Origin of the sequence: Sphingobacterium sp. PCS056 (assembly GCF_023273895.1) — a bacterium.
Classification (GTDB): domain Bacteria; phylum Bacteroidota; class Bacteroidia; order Sphingobacteriales; family Sphingobacteriaceae; genus Sphingobacterium.
The window spans coordinates 3431970-3456355 of the sequence record NZ_CP096883.1 but is presented as its reverse complement, the minus strand read 5'-3'; the positions used below and the strand labels follow the sequence as shown (position 1 = coordinate 3456355).

Annotated in this window: 22 protein-coding genes; 5 read left to right on the top strand and 17 right to left on the bottom strand. The window is 36.8% G+C overall.

Going from position 1 to position 24386, the window contains the following annotated elements; genetic code table 11:
- Positions 1-258 precede the first annotated feature (258 nt).
- The 10 genes from MUB18_RS14400 to MUB18_RS14360 all read right to left on the bottom strand — a co-directional run bounded on the left by MUB18_RS14400 (position 259) and on the right by MUB18_RS14360 (position 9320).
- Positions 259-1647, bottom strand: a complete 1389-nt coding sequence (locus MUB18_RS14400; RefSeq protein ID WP_248753570.1) for a UvrD-helicase domain-containing protein — start codon at positions 1645-1647, stop codon at positions 259-261.
- Positions 1644-3164, bottom strand: coding sequence for an ATP-dependent nuclease (locus MUB18_RS14395; RefSeq protein WP_248753569.1), 1521 nt, complete (start codon positions 3162-3164; stop codon positions 1644-1646). The genes MUB18_RS14400 and MUB18_RS14395 overlap by 4 nt, the downstream gene beginning before the upstream one ends.
- Positions 3155-3337 carry an AAA family ATPase gene (locus tag MUB18_RS22025; protein ID WP_411028103.1) on the bottom strand — a complete coding sequence of 61 codons (183 nt, stop codon included), beginning with the start codon at positions 3335-3337 and terminating at the stop codon, positions 3155-3157. Before MUB18_RS22025 ends, MUB18_RS14395 begins: the two co-directional genes overlap by 10 nt.
- Positions 3338-3516: 179 nt before the next feature.
- A complete protein-coding gene (locus MUB18_RS14390; protein WP_248753568.1) occupies positions 3517-4308 on the bottom strand; it encodes a hypothetical protein in 792 nt (263 codons plus the stop codon).
- A gap of 420 nt (positions 4309-4728) precedes the next feature.
- Positions 4729-5691, bottom strand: a complete 963-nt coding sequence (locus MUB18_RS14385) for a hypothetical protein (protein ID WP_248753567.1) — start codon at positions 5689-5691, stop codon at positions 4729-4731.
- Between the two features lie 366 nt (positions 5692-6057).
- On the bottom strand, positions 6058-6393 hold the full coding sequence (locus MUB18_RS14380; protein ID WP_248753566.1) for a hypothetical protein: 336 nt from the start codon (positions 6391-6393) through the stop codon (positions 6058-6060).
- 86 nt (positions 6394-6479) lie between these two features.
- Entirely contained in the window at positions 6480-6980 is a 501-nt protein-coding gene (locus tag MUB18_RS14375; RefSeq protein ID WP_248753565.1) for a HEAT repeat domain-containing protein, read from the bottom strand.
- A gap of 345 nt (positions 6981-7325) precedes the next feature.
- The gene (locus MUB18_RS14370) at positions 7326-7958 is read right to left on the bottom strand and encodes a hypothetical protein (RefSeq protein WP_248753564.1); all 633 of its coding nucleotides are present in this window, start codon (positions 7956-7958) and stop codon (positions 7326-7328) included.
- Positions 7959-7976: 18 nt separating this feature from the next.
- Positions 7977-8777, bottom strand: coding sequence for an SOS response-associated peptidase (locus MUB18_RS14365; protein ID WP_248753563.1), 801 nt, complete (start codon positions 8775-8777; stop codon positions 7977-7979).
- Positions 8778-8846: 69 nt separating this feature from the next.
- Complete coding sequence (locus MUB18_RS14360) at positions 8847-9320, bottom strand: hypothetical protein (RefSeq protein WP_248753562.1); 474 nt, start codon at positions 9318-9320, stop codon at positions 8847-8849.
- Between the two features lie 391 nt (positions 9321-9711).
- Between MUB18_RS14360 and MUB18_RS14355 the strand changes: the two genes are divergently transcribed.
- Both MUB18_RS14355 and MUB18_RS14350 read left to right on the top strand, forming a co-directional pair.
- Entirely contained in the window at positions 9712-10887 is a 1176-nt protein-coding gene (locus tag MUB18_RS14355; RefSeq protein WP_248753561.1) for a YhcG family protein, read from the top strand.
- Positions 10888-10960: 73 nt separating this feature from the next.
- On the top strand, positions 10961-11143 hold the full coding sequence (locus MUB18_RS14350) for a hypothetical protein (RefSeq protein WP_094772097.1): 183 nt from the start codon (positions 10961-10963) through the stop codon (positions 11141-11143).
- Between the two features lie 156 nt (positions 11144-11299).
- On the opposite strand, the gene MUB18_RS14345 is transcribed toward MUB18_RS14350, so the two are convergent.
- The 3 genes from MUB18_RS14345 to dinB all read right to left on the bottom strand — a co-directional run bounded on the left by MUB18_RS14345 (position 11300) and on the right by dinB (position 15999).
- A complete protein-coding gene (locus tag MUB18_RS14345; protein WP_248753560.1) occupies positions 11300-11794 on the bottom strand; it encodes a GNAT family N-acetyltransferase in 495 nt (164 codons plus the stop codon).
- Positions 11795-11894: 100 nt separating this feature from the next.
- Entirely contained in the window at positions 11895-14831 is a 2937-nt protein-coding gene (locus tag MUB18_RS14340) for a DNA polymerase III subunit alpha (RefSeq protein WP_248753559.1), read from the bottom strand.
- Entirely contained in the window at positions 14821-15999 is a 1179-nt protein-coding gene (dinB, locus tag MUB18_RS14335; protein WP_045756481.1) for a DNA polymerase IV, read from the bottom strand. Before dinB ends, MUB18_RS14340 begins: the two co-directional genes overlap by 11 nt.
- A gap of 491 nt (positions 16000-16490) precedes the next feature.
- Between dinB and MUB18_RS14330 the strand changes: the two genes are divergently transcribed.
- The 3 genes from MUB18_RS14330 to MUB18_RS14320 all read left to right on the top strand — a co-directional run bounded on the left by MUB18_RS14330 (position 16491) and on the right by MUB18_RS14320 (position 20744).
- Positions 16491-17402 (top strand): hypothetical protein, encoded by a 912-nt coding sequence (locus MUB18_RS14330; RefSeq protein ID WP_094772093.1) that lies wholly within the window; start codon positions 16491-16493, stop codon positions 17400-17402.
- 274 nt (positions 17403-17676) lie between these two features.
- Entirely contained in the window at positions 17677-18474 is a 798-nt protein-coding gene (locus tag MUB18_RS14325) for a hypothetical protein (RefSeq protein ID WP_248753558.1), read from the top strand.
- 722 nt (positions 18475-19196) lie between these two features.
- Positions 19197-20744 (top strand): TlpA family protein disulfide reductase, encoded by a 1548-nt coding sequence (locus tag MUB18_RS14320; RefSeq protein ID WP_248753557.1) that lies wholly within the window; start codon positions 19197-19199, stop codon positions 20742-20744.
- Positions 20745-21086: 342 nt separating this feature from the next.
- On the opposite strand, the gene MUB18_RS14315 is transcribed toward MUB18_RS14320, so the two are convergent.
- From MUB18_RS14315 to MUB18_RS14300, 4 genes are read right to left on the bottom strand one after another with little or no spacing between them, the layout of a single operon-like run.
- The gene (locus MUB18_RS14315) at positions 21087-21506 is read right to left on the bottom strand and encodes a hypothetical protein (protein ID WP_045756485.1); all 420 of its coding nucleotides are present in this window, start codon (positions 21504-21506) and stop codon (positions 21087-21089) included.
- 2 nt (positions 21507-21508) lie between these two features.
- Positions 21509-22456 carry a hypothetical protein gene (locus tag MUB18_RS14310; protein WP_248753556.1) on the bottom strand — a complete coding sequence of 316 codons (948 nt, stop codon included), beginning with the start codon at positions 22454-22456 and terminating at the stop codon, positions 21509-21511.
- Between the two features lie 13 nt (positions 22457-22469).
- Complete coding sequence (locus tag MUB18_RS14305) at positions 22470-23666, bottom strand: LicD family protein (protein ID WP_045756487.1); 1197 nt, start codon at positions 23664-23666, stop codon at positions 22470-22472.
- Positions 23641-24369 (bottom strand): 2-C-methyl-D-erythritol 4-phosphate cytidylyltransferase, encoded by a 729-nt coding sequence (locus MUB18_RS14300; RefSeq protein WP_248753555.1) that lies wholly within the window; start codon positions 24367-24369, stop codon positions 23641-23643. The genes MUB18_RS14305 and MUB18_RS14300 overlap by 26 nt, the downstream gene beginning before the upstream one ends.
- Positions 24370-24386 lie beyond the last annotated feature (17 nt).

The window sequence follows — 24386 nt, the reverse complement described above, 5'->3', positions numbered from 1 at the left end:
AGCTTGACCATATTTCCAAATTTAATAATGTTGAGCTATGGTCAAGTTCTAATTGTGCATTGGCATTGTACACCTATTTAATATATCTTTTATGATTAGGTACATTAATTTTATTGGTGCCTTTTCTATACAGAAAAAAAAATTTGCTTTACTAATTCGTGTTTTTTATAAGTATTCATGAGCTATGTTTGGTAATCTTTGTATCTGGCGAAGGTTACTTCAATCGGATTAGCCGGGAAAATAGTCATACGAAAGAAATTAAATAAAATTAATTTCATCAATACCTGCTTTTTTTAAGTAACTCTCGACTTCCACAATAGTATTTCTTGAAAACAGCTCTTGATCCAAAGCAAATATTAGTGTATCGCAACTTCGTGTCAGTGCAACATATGCTTTATTCCAATTCTTATTGTGATACTTAGATTCTAGAATATTTTGAGTGATGTAGTCATACATTGTCTGATTCAATATGAAAATACATACTTCAGACTCCAATCCTTTTACTGCGTCAATACTAGAAACCACATATTTAGAGCTTTTAATCACGTCCAATAACTGTTGCAAATGTTGGATAAGTTCAGCATACTCCTTTTTTTCAAGTCTTAGATCAGAATATCTGGAAAGCCAAGCAATTATCTGTTTTGAAGAGTTATTATTGAGACGCTCAGCAATCTCTGAAAGGATTGATGATACGAATAAACGACCGTCTAAATCTCGGTTTATGGCAATGTCAATTAATTTTTCTTCTATGGACATTGGTAAGAAAAGATGACGGCTGGAATGTGTATCGTAGCACCCCTGTTTTTCTTCAATATAAACTAAATTCCCCATAGATTTGTAATGATCAATTATTGAATGATAATTTCTATTACTCGATTTAATATAACCTACCCTACCGACTTTTCCACTAGTATTGGTCTGTTTTTCATCACTTAAACACAGTTCGTTTGATAATTTTAAAATTTCAACTGGCACTCTTTTTGTAAAGTTATTATTGGATAAAACACTGAAATCTTTTCCTATAGCCTGCTTTATAAAATCTCTGAATACACCAGGGAACTTTATAGCCTGCTTAGGATCTCCAATCATAAATACAGCTATTTCATTCGCGCCCAAAATTTTAAATACACACAAGGCATCCCCATCTAGATCCTGGGCCTCATCAATAAAAATATGGCTGATTTTTGCAGCGATGTGAGAATTTACAAAATCAACTTTTGCTTTTTTTGCTTTATTTCCATGTTTGCTATTCGAGCGATCAATAATCATCTTTGCTTTATTAAAGACCGATTCGCTGTGGATTATATATTTTTCCTTTAACAACCTAATTTTCTTATATTTATAGGCATGAACAGTCGGAAGGGAATGCGCAACAGCATTATTATAAACCTCTGAAATTGTAAAATGAGAATACGGATAGATTATTTCATTAAGAAAAAAGCTATGAACTGTCTCAATTCTTACTTGATCCGGTATATATCCAAGTCTCTTCATAATTTGATCATTTATTTTATTCTTTGCTGCATTGGTATAAGTAATGGCATAAATCAGTTTATGTGAATCATTATCCTCGTGGAATTTGATGATTTTTTCTGATAAGTTATATGTCTTACCGGCACCGGCACCTGCGATCTGGATTTCTATCATTGCAAGTTCTTTAAAACAGAGGTTATGTGTTCAGGTATTGAAATTACTATACTTCCATCCTGCATCGCATTACAAAGGTCAAACATATAATCCACCTTACTAGATTTTAAAAAACCTGAGACCGTTTGCTCATCATTATTCAAACCAAAGTGTTTTGATATAAGTGCACAGTTATTTCCTGTGGAAACAATATCGTCTTCCAACGTATATCCTTTTGTAGTCTCTACGAAAATAGTCTTTTTGTTGTCGTAGGCATCGTGCTCCATTTTTGCATTGGGTTGATCATCATAATCACGAATTACACCAATTTTCTTAGTATTTCCTTCATTTAATTTTTTCCATATTTCAAGAAAAGTCTTATATCCTTTTTGGCTAATACTTATTACATCAATATTAGTTAGGATATTTTTGTCTAAATCCAGTATTGTATTAATAAACATTTCTTCGGTGGTTCCTTCCACTAGAATTATCCTATTGGAAAATAACAATTTCAATATATCAAAATTGGGACGTTTCGATAAATATTTTACCAACGCACTATCCACATTTTTAAAAGAGACAGCCATATTTCCAGAGAAAGCAATTACATTTTCAAATTCAAGCTTATTAATTACCTGAGGAGAATGACTTGATATTATCGTCTGAAACAGATTGCCGCTGATCGCTACACTTTTCTTAATGTAATCAATTACCAAATTTAAATTATTCGTGCTAAGATGCGATTCTGGTTCTTCGATAAAGCTTAAATTAAAACAGGACTTATTACTTTTAAAATGTTGAAAAAATAATATAATGAAAATAATATTTCGCTGGCCAAGCCCCTTTTGATATAAAAACTCGTCACCATAAGCCAAGGTAATATTAGACAATATATTTTTCAGATTCGCAAGATTTGGTATACAGTCAATATTGGCAACAAACCGATCCAGATCAGGAAATTCCACATCCCGTGTAAATATCTTTTTAAAATTATCCTGATCTTTAATCTCTTTAAAAAATCCAAAGTAAGCCTCGTGAATCTTAGCTTTTTCATCTTTACTAAGCTTCTTTTCCAACAAACGCGTCAAAATACTATTTGATTTCATAGAACTTGATTCCGAGAAATCATCCCGTTCAGCATTGATAGAGTTTATAGTAATATGTTTAAGATCGTTGTAAGGAATAGTCTTAAAATTATTAGTAGAGATTATCGAATACTCATAAAGTTCTGCAGGTATCAGTAGCGAGAGATCATTCTTATTTGAATCACTAGTCTGTATAAGCTTCTTTGTCAATTCAAGAAAGTCTTTCTCGTTTTTAGGTTGGTAATTGTACTGAATTTCATAAAAAGTATTGCCATTTTCAGTTTTTATCCAGTTTCCTACTATAGCTTTGGCATAATGATCATTTCCAACATTTTCAAATCGTACTGTAACCCTTATTCTTGGAATACTACCAGACAACTCCTTGTCATCAGCATCACTTTTTATCTTATCATAAAATTGTTTAACGCATTCTGCATTAAAATCTAACGACAAAAGATTTTTGCTTCTGAATTCAAGTTCATTTGAACAAAAGGAAGTTTTAAGGCGTGAAGAAAGTTAGATTTACCAGAATCATTTTCACCTATAATAATGGCCAACTTATTTAAAGTGGTTTCAAAATACTTAAAATTCCTATAATTCTCGATTCGGACGTAGTTTACTATCATAATCTAAAAATTCAATTATACGTGGTTTATCATTTAGTATGTAATATCCTAAACATTCGCAATTTGACACATCAATATAAACTGTTAATAAATAATTGGCTTTATACTTTTTCACACAAAATCAACCACAATATACCGTGAAAATTAAACATTAAAAAGTAAAATAGTTGTTTTCACTATTAAATTCCTTCAATAACCGCTAATCTCCGGTTAATCAGGTTCCGCACAGCCTCGGATTTTAATTCTTCAGAACAAAAGCCTCGTTTATCTTTGGTACAAGAACTACATGCTGTAGCATCAAGCTTATTACTATTGCCACATAAACATTCCCATACTTCTTTTCCCGATGAAAACATGCCCTTTGATTCTTTAACTGTCACTACTTCTGGAAATAGCTGTACCAAGCCCTCTCCTTTCAATGTCTGTAGATAGGCAATATCTTCAGCGGAATACCAGTCTTTGTCTAAGATAAGTACTTTCAGCGCTGTCTTTTTTGCCAATAAAGATCCTGCTAACAGTTTCGCCACCTGATCGTAATCGATAAGATTGGAACCGCTGATCGCTTTGTTAATGATTTTAAACTGCGCACCGGTTAAATCATCGGATAGCAATTGTCCATAGAGTATGGCTATAGCTTGATCTTTGTCCAGGAAATCAAAATAACGGGAGAGCGTGGCTTGACGGTCTTTGAATTCTTGATCCTCCCCTGTTTCATTCATCGCTTTGAATAGCAAGGGTACAAATTCGGTCAATCGGGATGTAGCTATAAAATCGGCTGTAGCATTGTCCATGGTATAGATACCGGTATAGCGTTCTATGATCAAGCTTGCTTTGACTTTGTTCTTAATAACAGATCCATCGATATCTCCACCTACCGCTTCAGCTTGTATATGTTTAATTTCATTGAGCAATACAGGTGTACCGATAGCGGTGATCATAAACGATTGGCGTTCCTTTGCCCGAGAGCTCATCAATATGGACGCTGAAGCCTATAACAGCATTTGCCCGATAGCTTCGTGCATTTTGCTTTAAAGACTCCACTACGCTCTTATATAGCTCCTATTTTTGTTTTCATAATTGCGGGAGTACCCACCGAAGAATCCCGAAGGGATCTGCGAAGCAAACGCTACGAAGCTCGCTCCGGATTGCACCCAAAGCATTCGCTCCAATAACAGCTGTTGCTGATATGGGATCAAAATAACGCAGGACTTCTCTCCCCTCGATGGTATGGGTACTGGTAACGATCATGGTGTATGATGAATACTGTTTTAAAAGCCCGAAAATAATGGATTGGTTTGATTAGTGGATACGGTAAACCGTAAGGAGGGTATAAAACGTATAAAGCCATTCTTAACAGAATGGCTTTATACGTTTTTTATATGATCTGAGTTTTATTTCAGTTTTTCAATCTCGTCGATGGTAAGACCTGTACCTTTTGCAATATCTGCAATAGGCAAGCCCATTTTTTTGAACTCTAAAGCAATGGCGATAGATTCTTCTCGCTTGCCTCTTTCAATTCCTTTTTCTATCCCTTTCTCTATCCCTTTTTCTATTCCAGACTGAATTCCTTTTTCTCTTTCTTGTCGTTTGATTGTTTCTATTACACCCATTTCGATTGTGCCTCCTGTCACTTGATAAATGTATTGATCAAAGTTACTATTTATTTCTTTATCTCGTATAAAAAGAAAACTCTTTAAAAAAACTAAAAAGCTCATTATACGATCTTTACTATACTTATTGGTCTCGATGAGCCTTCGAGCGATTGTACTACGCTGTTCGGCGAGCTCCTGCTCTGGGATCTTATCTTCATCTAAAGCTTTCTGGCATGCCAAAACAATATACGCAAATATATTGTCCATATCAAGTAGCTGTGATTCGTCATGATCAAAAATTTGATAGCTCAAATACTGAAAGCGTAATGACGTACGGAAAACTGCAAAATGGTATTCATCAGTACATGGCTGTGAACGCCCTCCAGTAAAAACAGCAATGGTCTCCACAGGAACTCGATAACGGTCTAGTAGTCTGTAAAAATATTGAAAGATACGATGTGAGAAATCGGAATCATGTCCGCCTTCAATTTCGGTATTCACTAAAATCCACTTCTCGCTTCCGTCTTTTAAATAAACTTTGACCAGAAGATCTGCGACACGCTTCCCTTTTTTACGCTCACGATAGGGAATGATCTCCAACAATTCTTTATCCATGAAAGTCAATCCACGCCCGAGATCAAAGGTAGCATCGGCATCTGGATACATAAACCGCAAAAAATCAGGAAAATTATCCTCAAAAATGGCTTTCAAAAGCTCATCATTCTTCTTAGGCGGCTTTAAACGTCTTGAATGTACACTCATAACGGTTTATCAATTGGTTAACAGTAATAAAGATACGAATAAAAACTAAATATATTAGTATTTTTTTTATTAAGCCATTGGATCTTTCTATAAATGTCTTGTAGCCACAACAGGGGCAAGCAAACTTTTCTGTTACCATATTTTCCACCAAGGTTTTTTATTCTCAAAATGAATAAAACTTCCACCCGTCAAAGTTTTTGTGTCAAGGTCATACTGAAACTCAATCCATTCGTCAGCATCATTCATTGGATAAAACGCTAATCCCGATACTAAATTATTTTCAACTTTAATTTCTGCTAATCCATCCCAAGAAATTCGTTCTGTATTCCAATGTGTTCCATCTTGCTCAAAAATTGTGGGGTCGATCTAGTCTTGAAATACATATCTATTTTTACTTGCTTTCAAAATATCGCAATAGCCAACTCCGAAAACGTCGATAGGTTTTGTGTCGTTGGGATTCATTATGTAACAAGTGCCACGAGCAATTACTAACAAGTTTTGTGTTTTTTCAAGTTCTATAATTTCTGCAAAGTCTGTCCAACCTGGTTGAAAGTTCGCTACCCATTCTGTGCCGTCATTTTTATAGAAACGAACAGGAAAACCTTCGGAATAAAATGGTTCTCCACTTTCTGTTACTGACACATCCATTGGTCCATAAACTGGCAAAGATGCTAATAGTTCATATGCCTTTTTTGTCGTCATTCAGTTTTTTGTAGTGTAATACCTGCAATCAAGCATATTTTCAAAACTTTTTTGTTATTTCCTCCAAATCATAATTACCTTACCAGTTATTTCTTTTTGAGAACCACTTCAAGTTCAAATATTGCATTTTCCTTTATAATTGGGTCATCAACTTTTGTTAACAACTTTAACTTTTGAACTGCTTCAGGTGTATTAACTGCACTTAATGCCCATATACATTTTTTTGCTATAGCTCTCATTTCATCGTAATCAGGAACGTCAAGAGCAACTTCATATAATTTGTTCACACTTTGAGGGTCTTTAATTAATTCAAGAACGGTTATAATGTCCTCTTCAGAAATGTGCCATTTCTCATCTAAAAGTTGTAGCAAAATATCTGTATAATCGCTGTCTGCTCCATCACTACAAAGAACTGCTAAGGTATTAGCTAATCCCTTTTCATCTTTATTTGCAACATTGTTTTTCAGTAAAGAAAGTGTTTCTTTTTTAAACTGTAAATGTCGCCCCTCAGGGAACTTATCCCAATAATTGTCGAAATAATTATCCCTACTAAACAGTCCTTTATAAAATTTCCAAAAATCAAACATTACTTAATTACTTTAAAGCTATTAATTAAATTATAAAATATAAATCCTAATTCAAGCCGGTGTTCTAACAATATTACCTCTTTTTTATTAGACTTTCACTTTTCTTAATACGGATTCTCCTTCGCCACAATAAATGACTCTGCAGTAAGTAAAAAGATGATTTATTGAGCTTTTCGTTATCAACATAATCCTCATCATCTGTCATTTACTCCATCTCAACCATTAACAAATAAATATTGAAATAATGATCCACTAATTTACTCGCGGATCTATCCAAAACAGATCACGGAGTTGCAGAAGTTCTTCTCTGTGCATCAAGTTATAAACCAGCTCATCCTTTTCTTCTTAAGGAATCGTTATTTGTTGATCCTTTCCAAGTAAAAAAATGGTTAAAATAACATCCTTGTCATATATTGAGATATCGGGTTGTACCATACTAACATCATGTGTGCTAAACCATTCCCTTGCCTGTTCTTGATCTAGACAGATCAGGGATCGGGTTAGATCTTCAAGATCTTGCATCTCATCGATGATATGAGTGGGATAATTTACGCCAATATAAGCTAAATAGAGAAGATGATTGCCAGTGCGCAAGGCATAATTACGTATTAAGACCCGCTTTGGATCGAATGAAAAAACATAATATTCTGGATTGGAGATAAACTTATACTGCTTGCCGTAAAACTGAATTTTATCCTCCAACTCTCCTAAATGATCTATTTCTATAAATACTTCTCCTGAAAGCTGCTCCTCATCTATATTGGCAAGTGCATCGTCAATGACCAATAGCGCTTGCTCTTCCATAGGAACAAAGCTTCCACTACAATCTAGGTGTAACAAATAATCATCAACATCTGGAACAGTTAACGGATACCATGTTGGGTTTTCGTCGTCAACTGTATTTTTAGATGTTAAAATGTTATAACCGTTACGCTTTAATTCTAATGGTATAATTCTGCTCAGGGGGACAAACTTCATAAGATCTTACACATATCACTAAAACAAACTTTGCTGCATGGGTCCATCCTGTCCTAAAGGTGGCAGATCTGACCATTGATAGGGCTCGTACCGATGCTTTCCATCTGGCCTATTGGGATATCCTCTTAAAGTATAAACAGGATAGTAATCCAGCTCCTGATCGGAGATCTCATAATTGAAAATAGGAATGAGTGCTTCTTCATCTTTGGCGGATAGCCATTGCTGTTCGAGTTCAGGAGTTAAGAATAAGGGCATTCGTCTTTTGTTCGGTCCATCGTTATGGATCTGGCCCATAACGGTATTGGCTTCACGGGTAAGCATACCGAAACTTCCTATTTTATGGATCTCTCCTTCCTCGTCAACAATCTCGTGCCATTGGTATAAACCTGGGATATAGAAGATCTCTCTTCCTTTCTCTCCAATGAAATAGGGTACTTTCTTTTTCCATCCGTGTACTTTACGGTGCTCAAAGGTGCCGGATACAGGGATAAGACAACGTTGATTTTTGAGTCTATGCCAATAGGATTTACTATCGGCAAGGATCCGCTCGCTCCGCACATTGATCATATTGCGACGGCGGTCTTCCTGCTCTTTGGGATCTTTGATATAGGTAGGCAATACGCCCCACTCCATTTCAAGTAAGCCCAGCTCCTCGCCTTCTTTGTCTTTGTAGATAATGGGATATGCGGGAAAGGTGATGGCCTGCACATTTTCAAAATAACGGTAGTCGTAATCGAGCTGTTTGCGTTCGTCCCGTAACTTAGGGAATGCTTTCTTGACGATTTCAAGATCGGAATAAAGTGATATGTCCCAGCACATAGTTGTTTATATTGATAGTATGTTTCTTGTTAAACACGGTGATGTATGCATTTGTTTTGTCTGCGGCTATTAACTGATGAGTTCAATAGCCCTGACTTTCTTTTGTGTCTTACCATCGGTAATGATCGCCCAGACGCGCCCATGTTCGAGGGTAAAGAGAATATCGATCGGATCTTTCCTCTTAAAAGTGGTCTGGTTACGGAGGTAACCGACAATCTTGCTTTCGTACATGCGTAGCATACGCTTGTCCCACTTTTCTTCGCGAAAGCGATTGTTGAAAATGCGATAGCCGGAATTGGTTTCCAATAACTGTTGTATATTGTGGGCATCTGCCGGTATCTGTATGGCTTTCCCTTCCTTGGGGCCCAGTTCTGCAGCATGTGCATGTGCTTCTTCGGCTGACCAATATGGCGAAAGGAGAAAACCTGTTCCTTTGAGAACATCGGGCCACTCGAAACGCTGCAGTACAAAATCACGGTAGCCCTGTTCCAAAAATTCCTGAAAAGTAGCACGAGTGAGTTGTTCAAATGGATTGTATAGCATAACGGTATCGTGTTGTTGATACGAATATAAGAAAATGACGGTTTAGTCTGCGTACAGATTTTTCAATATAAACTTTTGATTAATATCATTTATGGATGACTCAATTGTATTTGGTTTTGAATTTATAAGGTTTAAAAGATGTTAGAACTGGAGCGACAATGTAGTCGATCTGGCAACAATACTTTGAAAGAGATCCCAACTGAGCGTATCTGCTATGGATATGGATTATCTCCTTGTACTTCGCTACGTTAGTGAAACTTTATGTATATTAGTTTAGCTAAACAATTGTTACAAGCAAATCTAAAATACGATACAATAAGAGTGGAAATCGGGCAGTATAGTGAAGGAATAGATGAAATGGATAGGCTCAGGATAACTTGAACATAAACATATGAAATTTACTAAACTTGTAAATAGTATCCGAAATACTCACAGTGAGTTATATCTTGCTGCAGCGAAAGCGGTGAACCAGTCGCTAACAGTGCGCAATTGGCTGATTGGTCTGTCTATTGTTGAATTTGAACAACAGGGTGAAGATAGAGCTAAATATGGTGAGAAATTACTTTCTGATCTAGCTTTGTCTATTAAGATCAAAGGATTGTCTGAGACAAATTTGAAACTATGCAGACAGTTTTATATTGCATATCCTAACATCCTTGCTACAATAAAGGCTATGTTCGAAAACAAGGGTTATCTAATTAGTCAGACAGTGTCTGACCAATTACAAAACACTAATTTTGAAAACGATATATACCAAAAATCATTGCATCACCAGTTTAATTCTGACCGCATAAAGCCTGAAGAATTGCTTACAAAGCTATCATATTCTCATTTCTTGGAATTGATATCCATTTCAGATCTAAGTAAAAGAGAATTTTTTGAAATCGAAACTATAAAAAACACATGGAGTGTAAGAGAACTGAGAAGGCAAATCAATACACTCTATTTTGAAAGGAGTGGAATCAGTAAGAAACCTGACCAACTGTCTAAAATTATAAATGAGAAGGCTGAACGCATGAATCCGGAAGATATTATTAAATCTCCCTTCACCTTCGAATTTCTCGGTATAAGTCCTAAAGATGTTGTTTACGAAAATGATCTTGAAAAGGCACTATTGGATCATCTAGAGACTTTTCTATTAGAAATGGGACACGGCTTTTGTTTTGAGTCTAAACAAAAACGTATATTGATCGGTGGCGAATACTTCTTTATCGATCTCGTTTTCTATCATCGCATATTAAAATGTCATGTTTTAGTAGAACTAAAAGTAGATGAAGCTAAGCATGAGCATATAGGCCAATTGAAAACTTATGTAAACTATTATAAGAAGGAGATAATGCAAAAAGATGACAACCCTCCTGTAGGAATACTGCTTGTCACTAATCAGAACAAAGCACTGGTAGAATATGCTATTGCAGATAGCGATCAGCAATTATTTGTGAGTAAATATTTGCTTGAATTACCCTCAGAAAAAGAACTCATCGCAGAAATTCAAAGGGAAAATAATGTGTTAAGAGAACAGGAAGAAATTTATAAAAAGGTAGCTAAAGACAATTATAAAAGGTAATGAAAAATTTTATAATAGATATCTAAATCCATATATTATGCAGATACTTATCATCCTTATGATCATCATACTAATGGCAATTTTTATTGGCTTGATCTTTATTTTATATTTAAGAAGAAGAATAAAAGAGCAAGATAAAGTAATTATTGAAAAAGAGCGTTACTTGGAAAAATCGAAAAAAGAATATGAATCTTTGCTAGCTATTCATGCAAAGCTCAAAAAAACAGATACCTCGGGTGATCAATCACAGAAATAGCAGTGAAAACAGGTATCTATGATTGCTTAATAAACACAAACACTGACGATAGCCCTGTTCCAGAAATTCCTGAAAGGTAGCACGGGTGAGTTGTTCAAATGGATTGTAAAGCATAACGGTATCGCGTTTTTGATACGAATATAAGAAAATGACGGTTTAGTCTGCGTGCAGATTTTTCAATATAAACTTTTCAGAAAACTTACCATCTTCCATTCCTCTGAAATAGCTTTCAAAACCATTTTTGCAAAGTAATTTTCTTGAAGCCTCATTCTCCGGATCGATTATCGCAATCACATCCATGTTTGGATATGAATTATTGGCTTTGTAAACGAGCTGTTGTAGAATTGCCGTTCCATAGCCCATTCTCCAAAATTCTCTCTTAAGGACATAGCCAATTTCAAGAATTGCAGCATCATATTTGTAGGATTCCAGTGAACAGTTTCCTATAAATTCGTTTTTCTGATTGACTACTTTAAAAAAGCCTAATTTTTCGTGTTGAGTATTCATTCGCAGCATTGCATCGAACTGTAATCTTGCATCGTCTTCTGTCCAAACTATTCCGGTTATGAATCTCATTGTCTCCTCATCACTTACCATTCTTTTAAAAGAATCAAAGTCATCTTCTATATATTTGACCAGGGTTATATCCATTTCTTATATTTTTGAAAATATAGCAATTCGTGAATATAAATGCGAACAAAAACTGCATAAAGTTATCAAAGAACAATAACTAAACGCTAATTAAAATTGTTTATATACTCCTTGGATCTGGCTTAAGGGGCATCTTGGCACAGCGGATCACTTCCAGTGATGGACAACCAAACTCCTGCACCACCTTCCCTTCTATGAGGTAGATACCTGCTCCCCGCAATGGATATTGCACGAGCGAGGGTGGAAAATGTACGGTATCGAAAAACTTGCCTTCGATATCCAGGAAGGTGCCGAATTTCATCAGCTCGCCACGCTTGGTCTTAACAAACTTTTCGGCTACAAAATCGCCTACCATACGTACGGTCTTACCGACATGATCCATCAGTTCACGGCTCTGCACATCGCCCCGAAAATCACTCCGGGCAAGATCAAAGAGGGTACCGCTGACACAGAAACCGATAAGTTCCATCTCATCATAATAGTCCTCCAGGATGTGGCTATCCAAAGGGGGCAAAACGGGTTTTCGGCTATTGGATTCAAACAGTTCGGCACTTGGACTCGCTTTTGTGTGCTTGTTCAGCAAAAGATGTGCTTCCCAGAGCAGTTCTTTTTTACTGCTACCGAAACTGCGAAATGCACCGATACGGATAAGAATGATCAACTGCTCGAGCCCAGTACCTGTACGTCTGATAAACTGTTCAAGATTCTGGTACAACCCATTACGCGTCCGCTCTTCTATTAACCGTTCAACTTGTTTGGATTCTACGTGCTGCATGCAGTCAAAACCGAGATAGATATCGCTGCCATGAATGCTGGTCTGATACTCCGACCGGTTGATACAGGGCAGACAGATGGTAGCGCCCGCGACACGGGCTTCGTTGACATAGACTTTGCGGTTATAAAAACCGCCATAATTGTTGAGCACGCTGACCATAAATTCGAGTGGAAAATAGGTCTTGAGATAGAGACTTTGATAACTCTCGACAGCAAAGGAGGCGGAATGGGCTTTGTTGAACGAGTACCCTGCAAAACTCTCCATCTGCCGCCAGATCTCCCGGCTCACTTTTTCGTCATACCCTTTTGCCTTGCAGTTGTCAAAATACTTCCCCTCGATCTCGATGAGGTGATCTTTGCTTCTGTATTTACCGGACATCATACGACGGAGGACATCGGCATCGGCCATATCCAGCCCACCGTAGGCATTGGCGATCTTCATCACGTCTTCCTGATAAACCATGACACCATAGGTTTCTTCCAGCTGCTCTTTGAATACGGGATGCGGATATACCACCTGACTGGGGTCATGGTGCCGCTGGATAAAGGCAGCCATCATGCCGCTGCTCGATACACCTGGTCGGATGATGGAGGATGCGGCAACGAGCGTAAGGTAATCGTCACAATGCAGTTTGGTTAGCAGCTGCCGCATGGCGGGGCTCTCGATGTAAAAACAGCCGATGGTATTGGCCGAGCGAAGCTGCTGGGCGATATGCGGATCTTCGAAAAATCGTTTTGGCTGACGGGTATCAATCGTAATGCCCTGATTGGCATGTACGATCTCCCGACAGTCTTTAATATGACCGATACCGCGTTGGGACAGGATATCGAATTTTTCAAATCCGATTTCTTCGGCGACATACATATCAAACTGCATGGTCGGCAATCCTTTTGGCGGATAGTCGACCGCACAATAACTGACCAATGGCTGTTCGGAAATAAGCACTCCGGAGGCGTGGATGGTCCGCTGATTGGGAAAATCGGCCATACGGTTGTAGACGCTCAAGATGGTATTGGTCACTTCATTTTTATTGAGCATATGCTCGGGTTCGTGTACAAGACGGTCAATTTCGGATTTGGGGAGGCCATAAACTTTGCCAAGTTCTCGCAGGATACTCCGTGACCGAAAGGTGCTCATCGCTCCCATTAGCGCGGTATAGCCGTGCTGATAACGGTTGAAAATATAGTCATACATATCGTCACGGTCTCGCCAACTAAAGTCAACATCAAAATCGGGCGGACTTTTACGCTTGGGATTGAGGAAACGCTCGAAAGGTAGTTTGAGGGCAATGGGATCGACATCAGTAATGCCCAGACAGTAAGCAACTGCGGAATTGGCACCGGAACCCCGACCTACGTAATGGTAATCGCGATGACGGGCATAACGGCAGATATCGTCCGTGATGAGAAAGTAACTGGAAAAATTGAGCTGTTCAATGATTTCCAGTTCGCGTGCTATGCGTTCCCGGGCTATGGGGTCGTTCTTGGCATAGCGGTGTTCGAATCCATCTCCGGTATATTTGAGCAGGAGCTGTTTATCATTATACCGATTTCCGGTGAAGGTAGCTTTGTTCTTCACGCTGTGGAAATCCATCTGAAAGCGGCATTGTGCCAACAATCGATGGGTGTTGTTCAAGAGCTGTGGGAGATCGGCATAGATTTTCATCAGCCGTGCTTTGGGTACAAAAACTTCATCGACAGGTGCTACTTGTTCGTCCGAGAGCTGCGAGATGAGCAGATTGTGATCAATAGCTCTGAGCTGACGATGAAAGATATGATCTGCCGTGCGGAATGTTACGGGTGCCAGTATAACGGCTTTGGAAAGCAACTGCTTATCCATCAGGATCGCCTTGCTCCGCTCCGACGGACGGATACCCATATATTCGTAGTCTTTCAGGGCAAAACTGCCCATGCGCTGCAAGGGATAGATGACAAATACTTCCTTGAACTCTGGTGCCTGCAGAGGAACTTTTGCGTTCTCGAAATTGAGCTGTGTACGGTAGGCATTGATCTCGCTAAAGCCCCGTTCATTTTGTGCAATGGCGATAAAACAGCAGGTGTCGTCCTGACGGAATTCCATGCCGGCCAGAATATTGAGTCCTGCCTGCTGGCCTTTGCGGATAAAGTCTATCGAACCGGTACTGTTGTTGATATCGGTGAGCACGGCAGTATCGTAGCCATTGGTAAGCATGCCTTCCAGCAGTTCGTCGAGACTTAAGGTGCCATGTCTAAGGCTATAGTAACTGTGCAGATTAAGGAGCATGGTTCCCTCCTTTCTTCGCCGTCGGATCGGGAGCACAGATGCCTTTCATCAGGTACTGGCTGCCGTAGCGTAAGCGGATCTTGTCCATGGCCTGTAGCAGGTTGACTTCGTCACTGCTGTCATTGAACAGATCGGTCTGATAGGCGCCATAGATGAGATTGGAAAACTTGATTCCGATGAGGCGGATAAGCATGCGCCGGCTGTAGAGCTTTTTAAATAGTGCCATTACTTTTTCGGTAATAAGCTTATCCGAGTTGGTGAAGGCTACCTTGACCTGCTGGGTATGGGTATCGAAATTACTGTAACGGATTTTGAGGGTGATACTGCTGGTGAGTTTCTGATCTTTGCGAAGCTCAAATGCAAGGGTATCGACCATACCGATCAGTGTTCGGCGCAGCAGATCCATATCAATGGTATCCTGCTCAAAAGTTGTTTCCTTGCTCATGGATTTCTGCTCCCGAAATGGCAGTACAAGGGAATCATCGAGACCGTTTGCTTTACGCCAGATGGTGACTCCGTTCTCCCCCATCACATGCTTCATGGTGAAGGCTTCCATCTGCTGCAGGGTACCGATCTTGCTGATGCCCATATTGCGGAGCAAGGTGTAGGACTTCTCGCCTACCATCGGGATCTTCCGGATGGAGAGCGGTGCTAAAAAGCCTTTTTCGGTACCGCTGTTGACAAACAGTTCACCGGATGGTTTGGCCTGACCTGTAGCAATCTTGCTAACGGTTTTATTGACGGACAGTCCAAAGCTGATGGGTAATCCTGTTTCTTTTATAATGCGCTGCCGTAGTTCCTGCGTCCACTGCCAGCATCCAAAGAAGCGGTCCATACCGGTCACGTCGAGGTAATGCTCATCGATACTGGCTTTTTCAACCACAGGTGTCACCTCTTCGATAATCTCGGTGACCATAGAAGAATAATGACTGTACAGGTCATGATCACCCCTGACAATGATTGCTTCGGGACACATACGCAATGCCAGCCGCATGGGCATGGCACTGTGTACACCATACTTACGAGCTTCGTACGAGCAGGATGCGACCACACCCCGATCGGAAGTCCCACCGATAAGCACAGGTTTATCCACCAGCCCTACGTTGAGCAAACGCTCTACGGACACAAAAAATGTGTCAAGATCACAATGCACTATATTCCGTTCCATTTTCTAAAAAATCATCTCTATCCCGTCTGTTGTTTATACTTTAAAGGTATAAATACTCGATCAAATATACTAATATATTTAGCTAAAATACATATGAAATTTACACAACTTGATAAACAACTGAATTACAAGACTAAAATATTTAGCCAAATATAATGTAAGGATTGATTTTTTAAAGGAAAGATTGAGGATTTAGTGACAGTCAATAAAACTGTAAACGTTTACGAAAATGCCAATTCTTGCGAAAAAACTATTCCTCATCCGTGCATTTGATTCATTTATCATCAGATTTGAAGAGTTGGGATTTAAGACAAGAAGAAACATAAATAAATTTTGTGTTATGTGAGTGTTATATTAGTTTTTACGAACATTGATCATTTTTTTATATATTAGTTTTACCAATACATGAGTAAGTGACAAGGGTAATATAAAGTTCTGTTTCACCAACATTGTTCTTGGCATTAATTTAAAACTGATCGCAACAATAGACAATGTTTAATATTTTTAAAAAGAGAACCATTCTTCCTGAAGATTACTCAAACCTTATAGACGAAAAATCTTATGAAATCTTTCTGAAGAAATGTCTGTTAACACTTAAGTATCTAGGTTATAAAGTTATAAGTTTTAACAATGGTGACATTGTGTATGAAAAAGAAAACAGCCTAGAAGCACATTTCTATTTAGACAACCTTCTAAGGAAATACATACAAGTAAATAATGAGGAACAAGATATTGTAATACAAACGCACTTCAGTAAATTAAAAGACCAATCAAAAGCATACACCTACCTTTACAAGGATTTTGATTATGCAAAGCAATTTCTTAAAATATTACTGAAAGCAGACGATATTTTACCCAACAATGAAGATTTCGTTTATCAAAAAAGCTATCCCAATTTATTGACATTTTTGGTCTTTGACTTTGAAGATCAATTTCATTATGTAGAAAAAAGCAAAGTACATCTTTGGGAAGTAGATGAGATCCAATTATTTGAAATTGCAAAAAATAACTTAAGAAAAGAAGAAATAGAAATTAAACAATACACATATGAAGATAAATACGATGTCTTTGTATTACTTAATGGCGACTTTTCAAGTTCATATACATTATTAATTGAACAAGATTTAGACTTCACTATTGGACAATTTGGAACTTTGATTGCTTTACCAACAAAAGGAACTGCCTTTCTATATCCCATTTCAGAAGCTGATATCTTAGACGTTATCGTAACAATCTATCCGACAGTTGAACAATGTTTTGATGAAGACCCAGGTAATATAACTCTTGATTTCTTTTGGTATTTTAATGGAAACTATGAATGTTTCATAAAAGAAAAAAATGATGACGGGACAATGAGTATTAGTACACCAAAAAAACTAGCGAAATTATTGAATAATAATTAAGTTAAAATGCATTGAACAAAAATTGATTATTGGAATATAGATACAGATATAAATCTTCAGAGGATCGATTTATAGCACATTCAGCAATAGTAAATGGTTCAGATAATTAGACTCATAAAAAACGGATAATGCTAGTATTCAAGACAACGTATCATTCACTGCTTTTACAGAAAATCATTTTTCAGCTGGTGATGATACAAATCTTTATTCCTACGATATTGTGTATTACACAATATAACTTTTAATATATGACTAACCGAAAATAATATATAGAATGAAAATATTTTTGTTTTTACCACTTACCATTACATTTCTAAATGGTAACTTTTGTATTGCTCAATCTCACAGACTAAAAGATCTGACTATTAACGGATTAAATAATTGTCACTCAGATTATTTTGAAAAAAATCAAGATTTAGATAGTTTAATTATTAACTACGACAAAAATGAACCTATAGAACTTTTTTTTAAATATGAAAATAAGAAAGCCGGACAAAATAGAAAATCCTACTTCTATTTAAAATTTCCAGGTGATTTATTCCTTTTAAAAAGAGACTATCCCAATTTAAAAATACCAGATTATCCAATATATAACTTAAAAATAATTGATGAAAAATATGATGAAAAAAATGAACTTATAAACTACACAATAACTGCAATACTGACAAAAGATAGTCTAAAATACATGCTAACAGAATGGTTGCATAAAGGAACAAAAGTTCAACGTGAACTTTCCAGTATCCCTTATGAAGGATTCAATGCTAGTTACAAAAAGGGTAACGCTGTCTTAGAAGAAAATTTAAATAAGGATATTCCTGGCATTAGAAATATAAATAAAGAAACTCATTATCTTTTTAAAGGTATAGTTGATCAGAAAGGATATATAAACAATATGCAAATGTTAATGGGTAATGACAAAGTAGGCAACCAAATACTTCGTTCACTACAGCAGTCTGGATCTGTATGGCAGCCAAGGATACTAGGAGGTCGAGTTGTGAAAAGCTATATTGAAATTTTTGCACAAGTCCAAAATGGCGCTTTAAAAGTATTTACCTGTGGTTATAATCGATAATCTCAACGTAGGGAGTTGTAAAGATCGAATAATGTAAACTGGCTTCCAGCTACTATAGATCGTGGACCTAAAGAATCAAAAATTAGGATATATGTACTACTTAATAGTGATGGCATATACTACGCTCTTATATAGCTCTTGTCATTTGTTTTCATAATTGCGGTAGCGCCCACCGAAAAATCCCGAAGGGATCTGCGAAGCAAACGCTACGAAGCTGGCTCCTATTTCACTCAAAGCATTGGCTCCAATAACAGCTGTTACTGAAATGAGATCAAAATAACGCAGGACTTCTCTCCCCTCTATGGTATTGGTACTTTTTTCTCCAGTCTTAAATTTGCAATATTTATAAAGCAGTTACCGTAATCTCTTTATCATTGATTTCTAAATTATGGTATTTAAAAATACGATGAAGACATTAATATCATTATCTTAATAAATGAAATATAATATTATTGACTTAGAGCTTCGCTAAATGATCTAAATTCCTGAGTGCACAAGTAACTATGCTCTTTGATCATATAATTTTATTTGGACGTTACTGACCGCTAATAACAATATTATGGTGTATTTCATATATTGGAAAGAGAAATAATAACATCGATTTTATATTCCTTTTTTAGTTTAAATTATTTAACTTTATTGTCACCGATAACCTGAAATTATGAAATATTTATTGTGCCTTTTTTTTCCCCTTATTCTCTTTGTATTGTGCTACTGCACAGATGTCACTAAACCAATCAGCTGAACCCGATCCGAACAGCTGGATATTAAAAGAACTAGCAAAGGCTAAAGTAAAAACAAATAAAGTAAGTTATAAGGACAATTTCTTCCAATTTGATACCGTAAGACTAATTGGATTTATTGAGGGTTATAATCCTAAATCGGAATTTACAAGTGGCATAATATATAGTAGCAATCAGCTGACTTGGGAAGATTATCCAACAACCGTTCAGATCTTTCCTGATGGTCGTTTTGAAGCGAGCTACCCTGTGACACATCCTGAAATTTCCTATATAAAATATAGAAATGACAGGTTTACATTTTATATTGAACCTGGGCAAACGTTAGCTTTGCGATTCAAAGTTACTCAAGATCAAAACCTCGAATTAATAGGTTTTGAGGGACCTCTTGCTGTCGAAAACCAACAATTAAAAGATTTTGCTTGGGGAAAGAATCCTCGGGCCTTCTACCAGAATCTGGAAAAGATATTAAAAGAACAACCTATTTCACAAGGCAAAATGCAAATTATTTCTGCTTGGGATTCGGTGCAAAATGAAGTAGACGTACGTTTTAGGAAATCCGGATTTTCACCCAAATTAAAAAATCTGATCCATACAGATATTGCACTTTACTATGCGACACAATTAATGGATCTCCAAATGACAAAAAAAAGTCTTTTAAGGGAAGATCCTAAAAATTCCTTTCTTAAAGAACCTCTTCCGACCGATTATTTTAATTTTATGGCTCGATTAGACCTAAACGATTTTGCTTTGTTGGTACCAAATGAATTTTCAAGTTTTATCAATCTTTTCGAATTTTCACCACTTTTTCGTACACAAGAATATAATAATGCCTTGAATCGTCAGTTTAAAGGCAACTTATACTTGGTGCAGGATTCGGCAAATAAAAAGTTTAATCCGACAATAGCCAATACCTTAGTTACAGAAGTTGCTAAATTGCGTACCTTGAAGCCTAAATTAGATTATGCTACAGATACCATAAAGATTACAAATTTAACAGGTGATCTGTTAACAGTATTAACCAATAAAGATTTAAAAAATGAAGCACTTAAATTGGCGGAGCGTGTAAAAATATCCAAAGACGGCTATTTATTACCAAATACTCCTGCTGGTGCTCTCTTTACCAAGATGACAGATAAATATCGTGGTAAGGTCGTGATCGTCGACTTTTGGGCACAATGGTGTGGACCGTGTCGCCAAGGCATAGAATCAATGAAGGAAAAACGGTTAAAATTCAAGGATAATCCGAATTTGGTATTTGTCTTCGTAACGGATAATGTGGGTACACCAGATGTGGATTTTTATAAGAATTATATTGTTGAAAATGATATGTCTGAATCATATAGAGTATCTGCAGATGAGTATATGGCATTGCGCGAACTATTTAAGTTTAACGGGATCCCCAGGTATGTTTTGATGGACCCGGATGGTAGAATCAGAAATGATGATTTCCAAATGCATAATTGGAAATCTGAACTCACTAAAAATTATCCTCAACTTTTTAATTATCAATTGATGGAGGAAATCTGATGTGCACTTCGGTTGCAGCTAGAAATAAAATCCGAAGATAAGTTAAGGAGTTTTTTAGATCATAATTCTGATTCTTGAACAGCTGCCTAGTCAATTTCCAGAAGTCAAGCGTCAATGTTCTCTTTTTTTTAAAAACTTCTAGGATGAGAAGAAAAATATCCAATCACCACATATTAATCGGCCAATCTCTTCTTCAGCAGTTCCAACTCTACTGCCTCAAAATATCAAAGAGCCCCGAAGGGCTCTGCGAAACTTAAATTAACTTAATGGTCTTCTCATTTACTATCAGTCAGTAACTTTAGATAATTACTGATAGTACACTCAATACAGGAAATGCTTAACTTATTGGAGCTTTTCTTGCTTAGCTTTTAGATCCTCCAACATCCTTTTTCGAAGTTTCTCTTCTCTAATGGAATCTATACGCTCCAAAACAATGATTCCCTGTAGATGTCTTGTCCGGTTGTTAGTAAATTTATCAAAGACGATCTTAATATCATATTCTAAGTAATTCCAACGGGGGGAAGTTAGGCTATCAAATGGAACTGCAACCAAGGAGTCACCTTTTTCAATGTAAACATCGTCTACCCAAGTCGCCGAAGCCGTATATGGTACTCCAGATTTTGTTGCCACATCCCGAATAGTTTGATGTGTGCGCTTTACAAGATCTTGTAATATGGATATCTTTTTATCTGCCTGGGCATAACTTGACATAAGCAGTAATGACAGTACTGTAGTCAGAAAACAATATTTTATTTTTTGCATATTTAATTTGGATTTGATGAAACACCGTGCACTGGACAGTTACCTCCATTTCCTAGGGTTTCATATGGTTTATAAGTTGTTTCAACACCATCTTTAGTGACCTTAATTTCTTGATTTTTTACCCAATCACTCGTTATATGTTCTGTAGAACCTCCAAAAGATGAATAACTTTCTGCGAATGAAAAAGCTTCCACCTCATCTTCAACACCATAATTTAAAAGTTTTTCATTATCAAAGGACTCAAATCCTATTCTGCCATCTAAAAATTGCTCTACATGCTTAAGCTCGTGAACCAAAACATTATTTACTAAGGCGTTATTTAACTCTCCTTGCTTATTCATAACAATATTGGTTCCAGGTACAAAAGTATCATTTTCATATACTAATTTTGATCTGTCCAAAGTCACTATCAGATTTTTATTGTCTTGCAGGCTTGTCAGGCCATCGGAACCTTTGGCATCACCAAACTCGATAACTAAATTGAAATTACTGTTTCCAATCCGATTTAAAATAGTTTGGATACCATTCAATGTATTTTTAAAAGACTGATTTGTATCGGGATTGTTCAAATCTGCAGTGATCGCCGCAGATAAATTCTTTTCTACACCTGTAGAGTCCATTAATAATCCTGAACCCTGACCTACAATACCTTGAGAACATGTACATTCATCCTGCTCTTCTTCTTCATTATTGTCTCCTCCCCCGCCATGATCTTCCCAATCATCTTCAGGTTCATCCCAAGGATCTTCCTGATCATCCCAAGGATCATCTGTTCCCCAATCATCTTCAGGTTCATCGCGATCTGGAGGAGTAATTTCAACCTCCTCCAGATCTCCGCCATCAATAGTGCCATCACTATAGCCACCTTTAAATTCAAAAAGTTCATTTTCAGGTAGTTCTTCGATATTACTTGAAATATCAAAAAAGTGTAAATTTGTTTTCCTTTTCATTATTTTTATTAATCTATTTAAATCCTACAATATGTCCGTTACTATTGGTCTCAATTGGAATTGTAACCTGTTTTACGGAATGATTTTTATATTTATGTGACCATGAAAATATTTTAATAGCACTTTCCCATCCTAAATACATCTTGTTCAATATATCTGTCGAAATATGTGGATGATAAAATTTACAGCCTTCGAATTGGATCTCTTTCAGAGGAAAGTAGCTTTCTTTTCTAAAGGTGTAACCATCATTGGTTTGAACCTCGTTTCCGACTTCCTGAGCCCACCAGATATCTACAAATGGAAATGTATAAGCGTAACCTTCAACCTTATATCCTCCTGGTTTCCATACTTTATAATAGACCTGTCCTGTCTTTTTCCAGGTCCACTCCATTACCTCATAAATACCATCTTTTTTTATTTTTTCGATTAATGACTTAACGTCTACATCCATAACCATCAGATCCACGTCATCATCCCAAGCCATTATTCCGCCATGTCGTATTGAACCCAACAAGGTGCCAGCATGTAAAAATATTTTCACATCTAAATTAGTTGCTACTTCGGAAATATAATGTAGAATTTTTCGAACTTCAATCAACTCATCTTCAGTCCATGCCGAATAATTTGACAGAAAATCCAGAATACTTGATCTCCTTGACAAATAGCTTGGAGATGTTGAAAAATCATAATCTATCCAGTTGGTATCCGAACAGATAAAGCGAATACTTTTGTTGATCCCAAAATCCAAAAGTTGCTCATCTAGTGGACAGTATATTTTCTGACATGTAACGAGCAGATCGCTTACCGTTTTTCTTGATATAAAATACGCATCACTCCCCCAGAAAAACCCAAATCGGCTAAGTGCTACAGACGGGCTGATCTTACAGTTAGCATTAATGAGATCATATGGAAAAAAAACATGGAAAAGAATATCGCATTCCACTAATATACTTTCCATAATGTCTACCGTGCTGTTCCAGACAACATCTACTGAAGTAATCAAACAAAATTCTTCTCTTGAATGATCAAGAAAATCTTGCCAGATGGCAAAATGAGTATTAAACCAGGTTATTTCAAATGGAGATATTGCTATACCATATAGATCCTTGAAATCTTGACCTACTTCTAGAAGTACTTGACTAGTTTTCTCTTCTTTTTTATCACTGTTTTTATAATAGGTCAATTCACGCGTTACTGTATAAGTATCCATTTGATGTAGCTTCTAAATCAATTAAAAAATTCTCTAATCCCTGCCCTATATAGATATCTTGTGGATGGGTAATTTTTATATTTTCATAATTACCGTGGCACAATTGAATCTTATAGCCTGCTTTTTCTACAATAGTGGCGTCATCTAGAAAAACTGGGGAATATGGCAACTTATAAGCATCCTTTATAATATCTGACCTAAAAACTTGCGGATTTTGCACAATTTTTATCTCAGCTCTATTGAGGGCTTCGTTAACTATACCTTTTTCTATTCGTATTGTATTAACAGCATCAAAATAAGGAACTGCGTTTCCCAGTCGCTCTGCAGTTTGAAAAGTATTGGAAATTGTTTCATAGGACACAAATGGTCGTACACCATCATGCACTCCTATGAGATCATGCTCTTTTGAATCGATAGTCTCCAATGCATTTTTAACAGAATGATATCGTTGAGGCCCTCCATAAACAGTGGGTATATCAGCTATAAAAGGATACTCATTTTTTATCTGTGACCATTCCAACTGATGTTCAGGATTAATGACTAACCGTAAACTTTGTATTGGAAATAATTTTAAAAATTTGCATAAAGTTTTCACAATTATGGGGCGGCCGTTTATCTTATGAAATTGCTTACTTAAGACAGCTCCGTACCTGCTTCCAACTCCACCAGCTAAGATGATAACATACTTCTTTATATATGACATAAAATCAATTGAAAAAA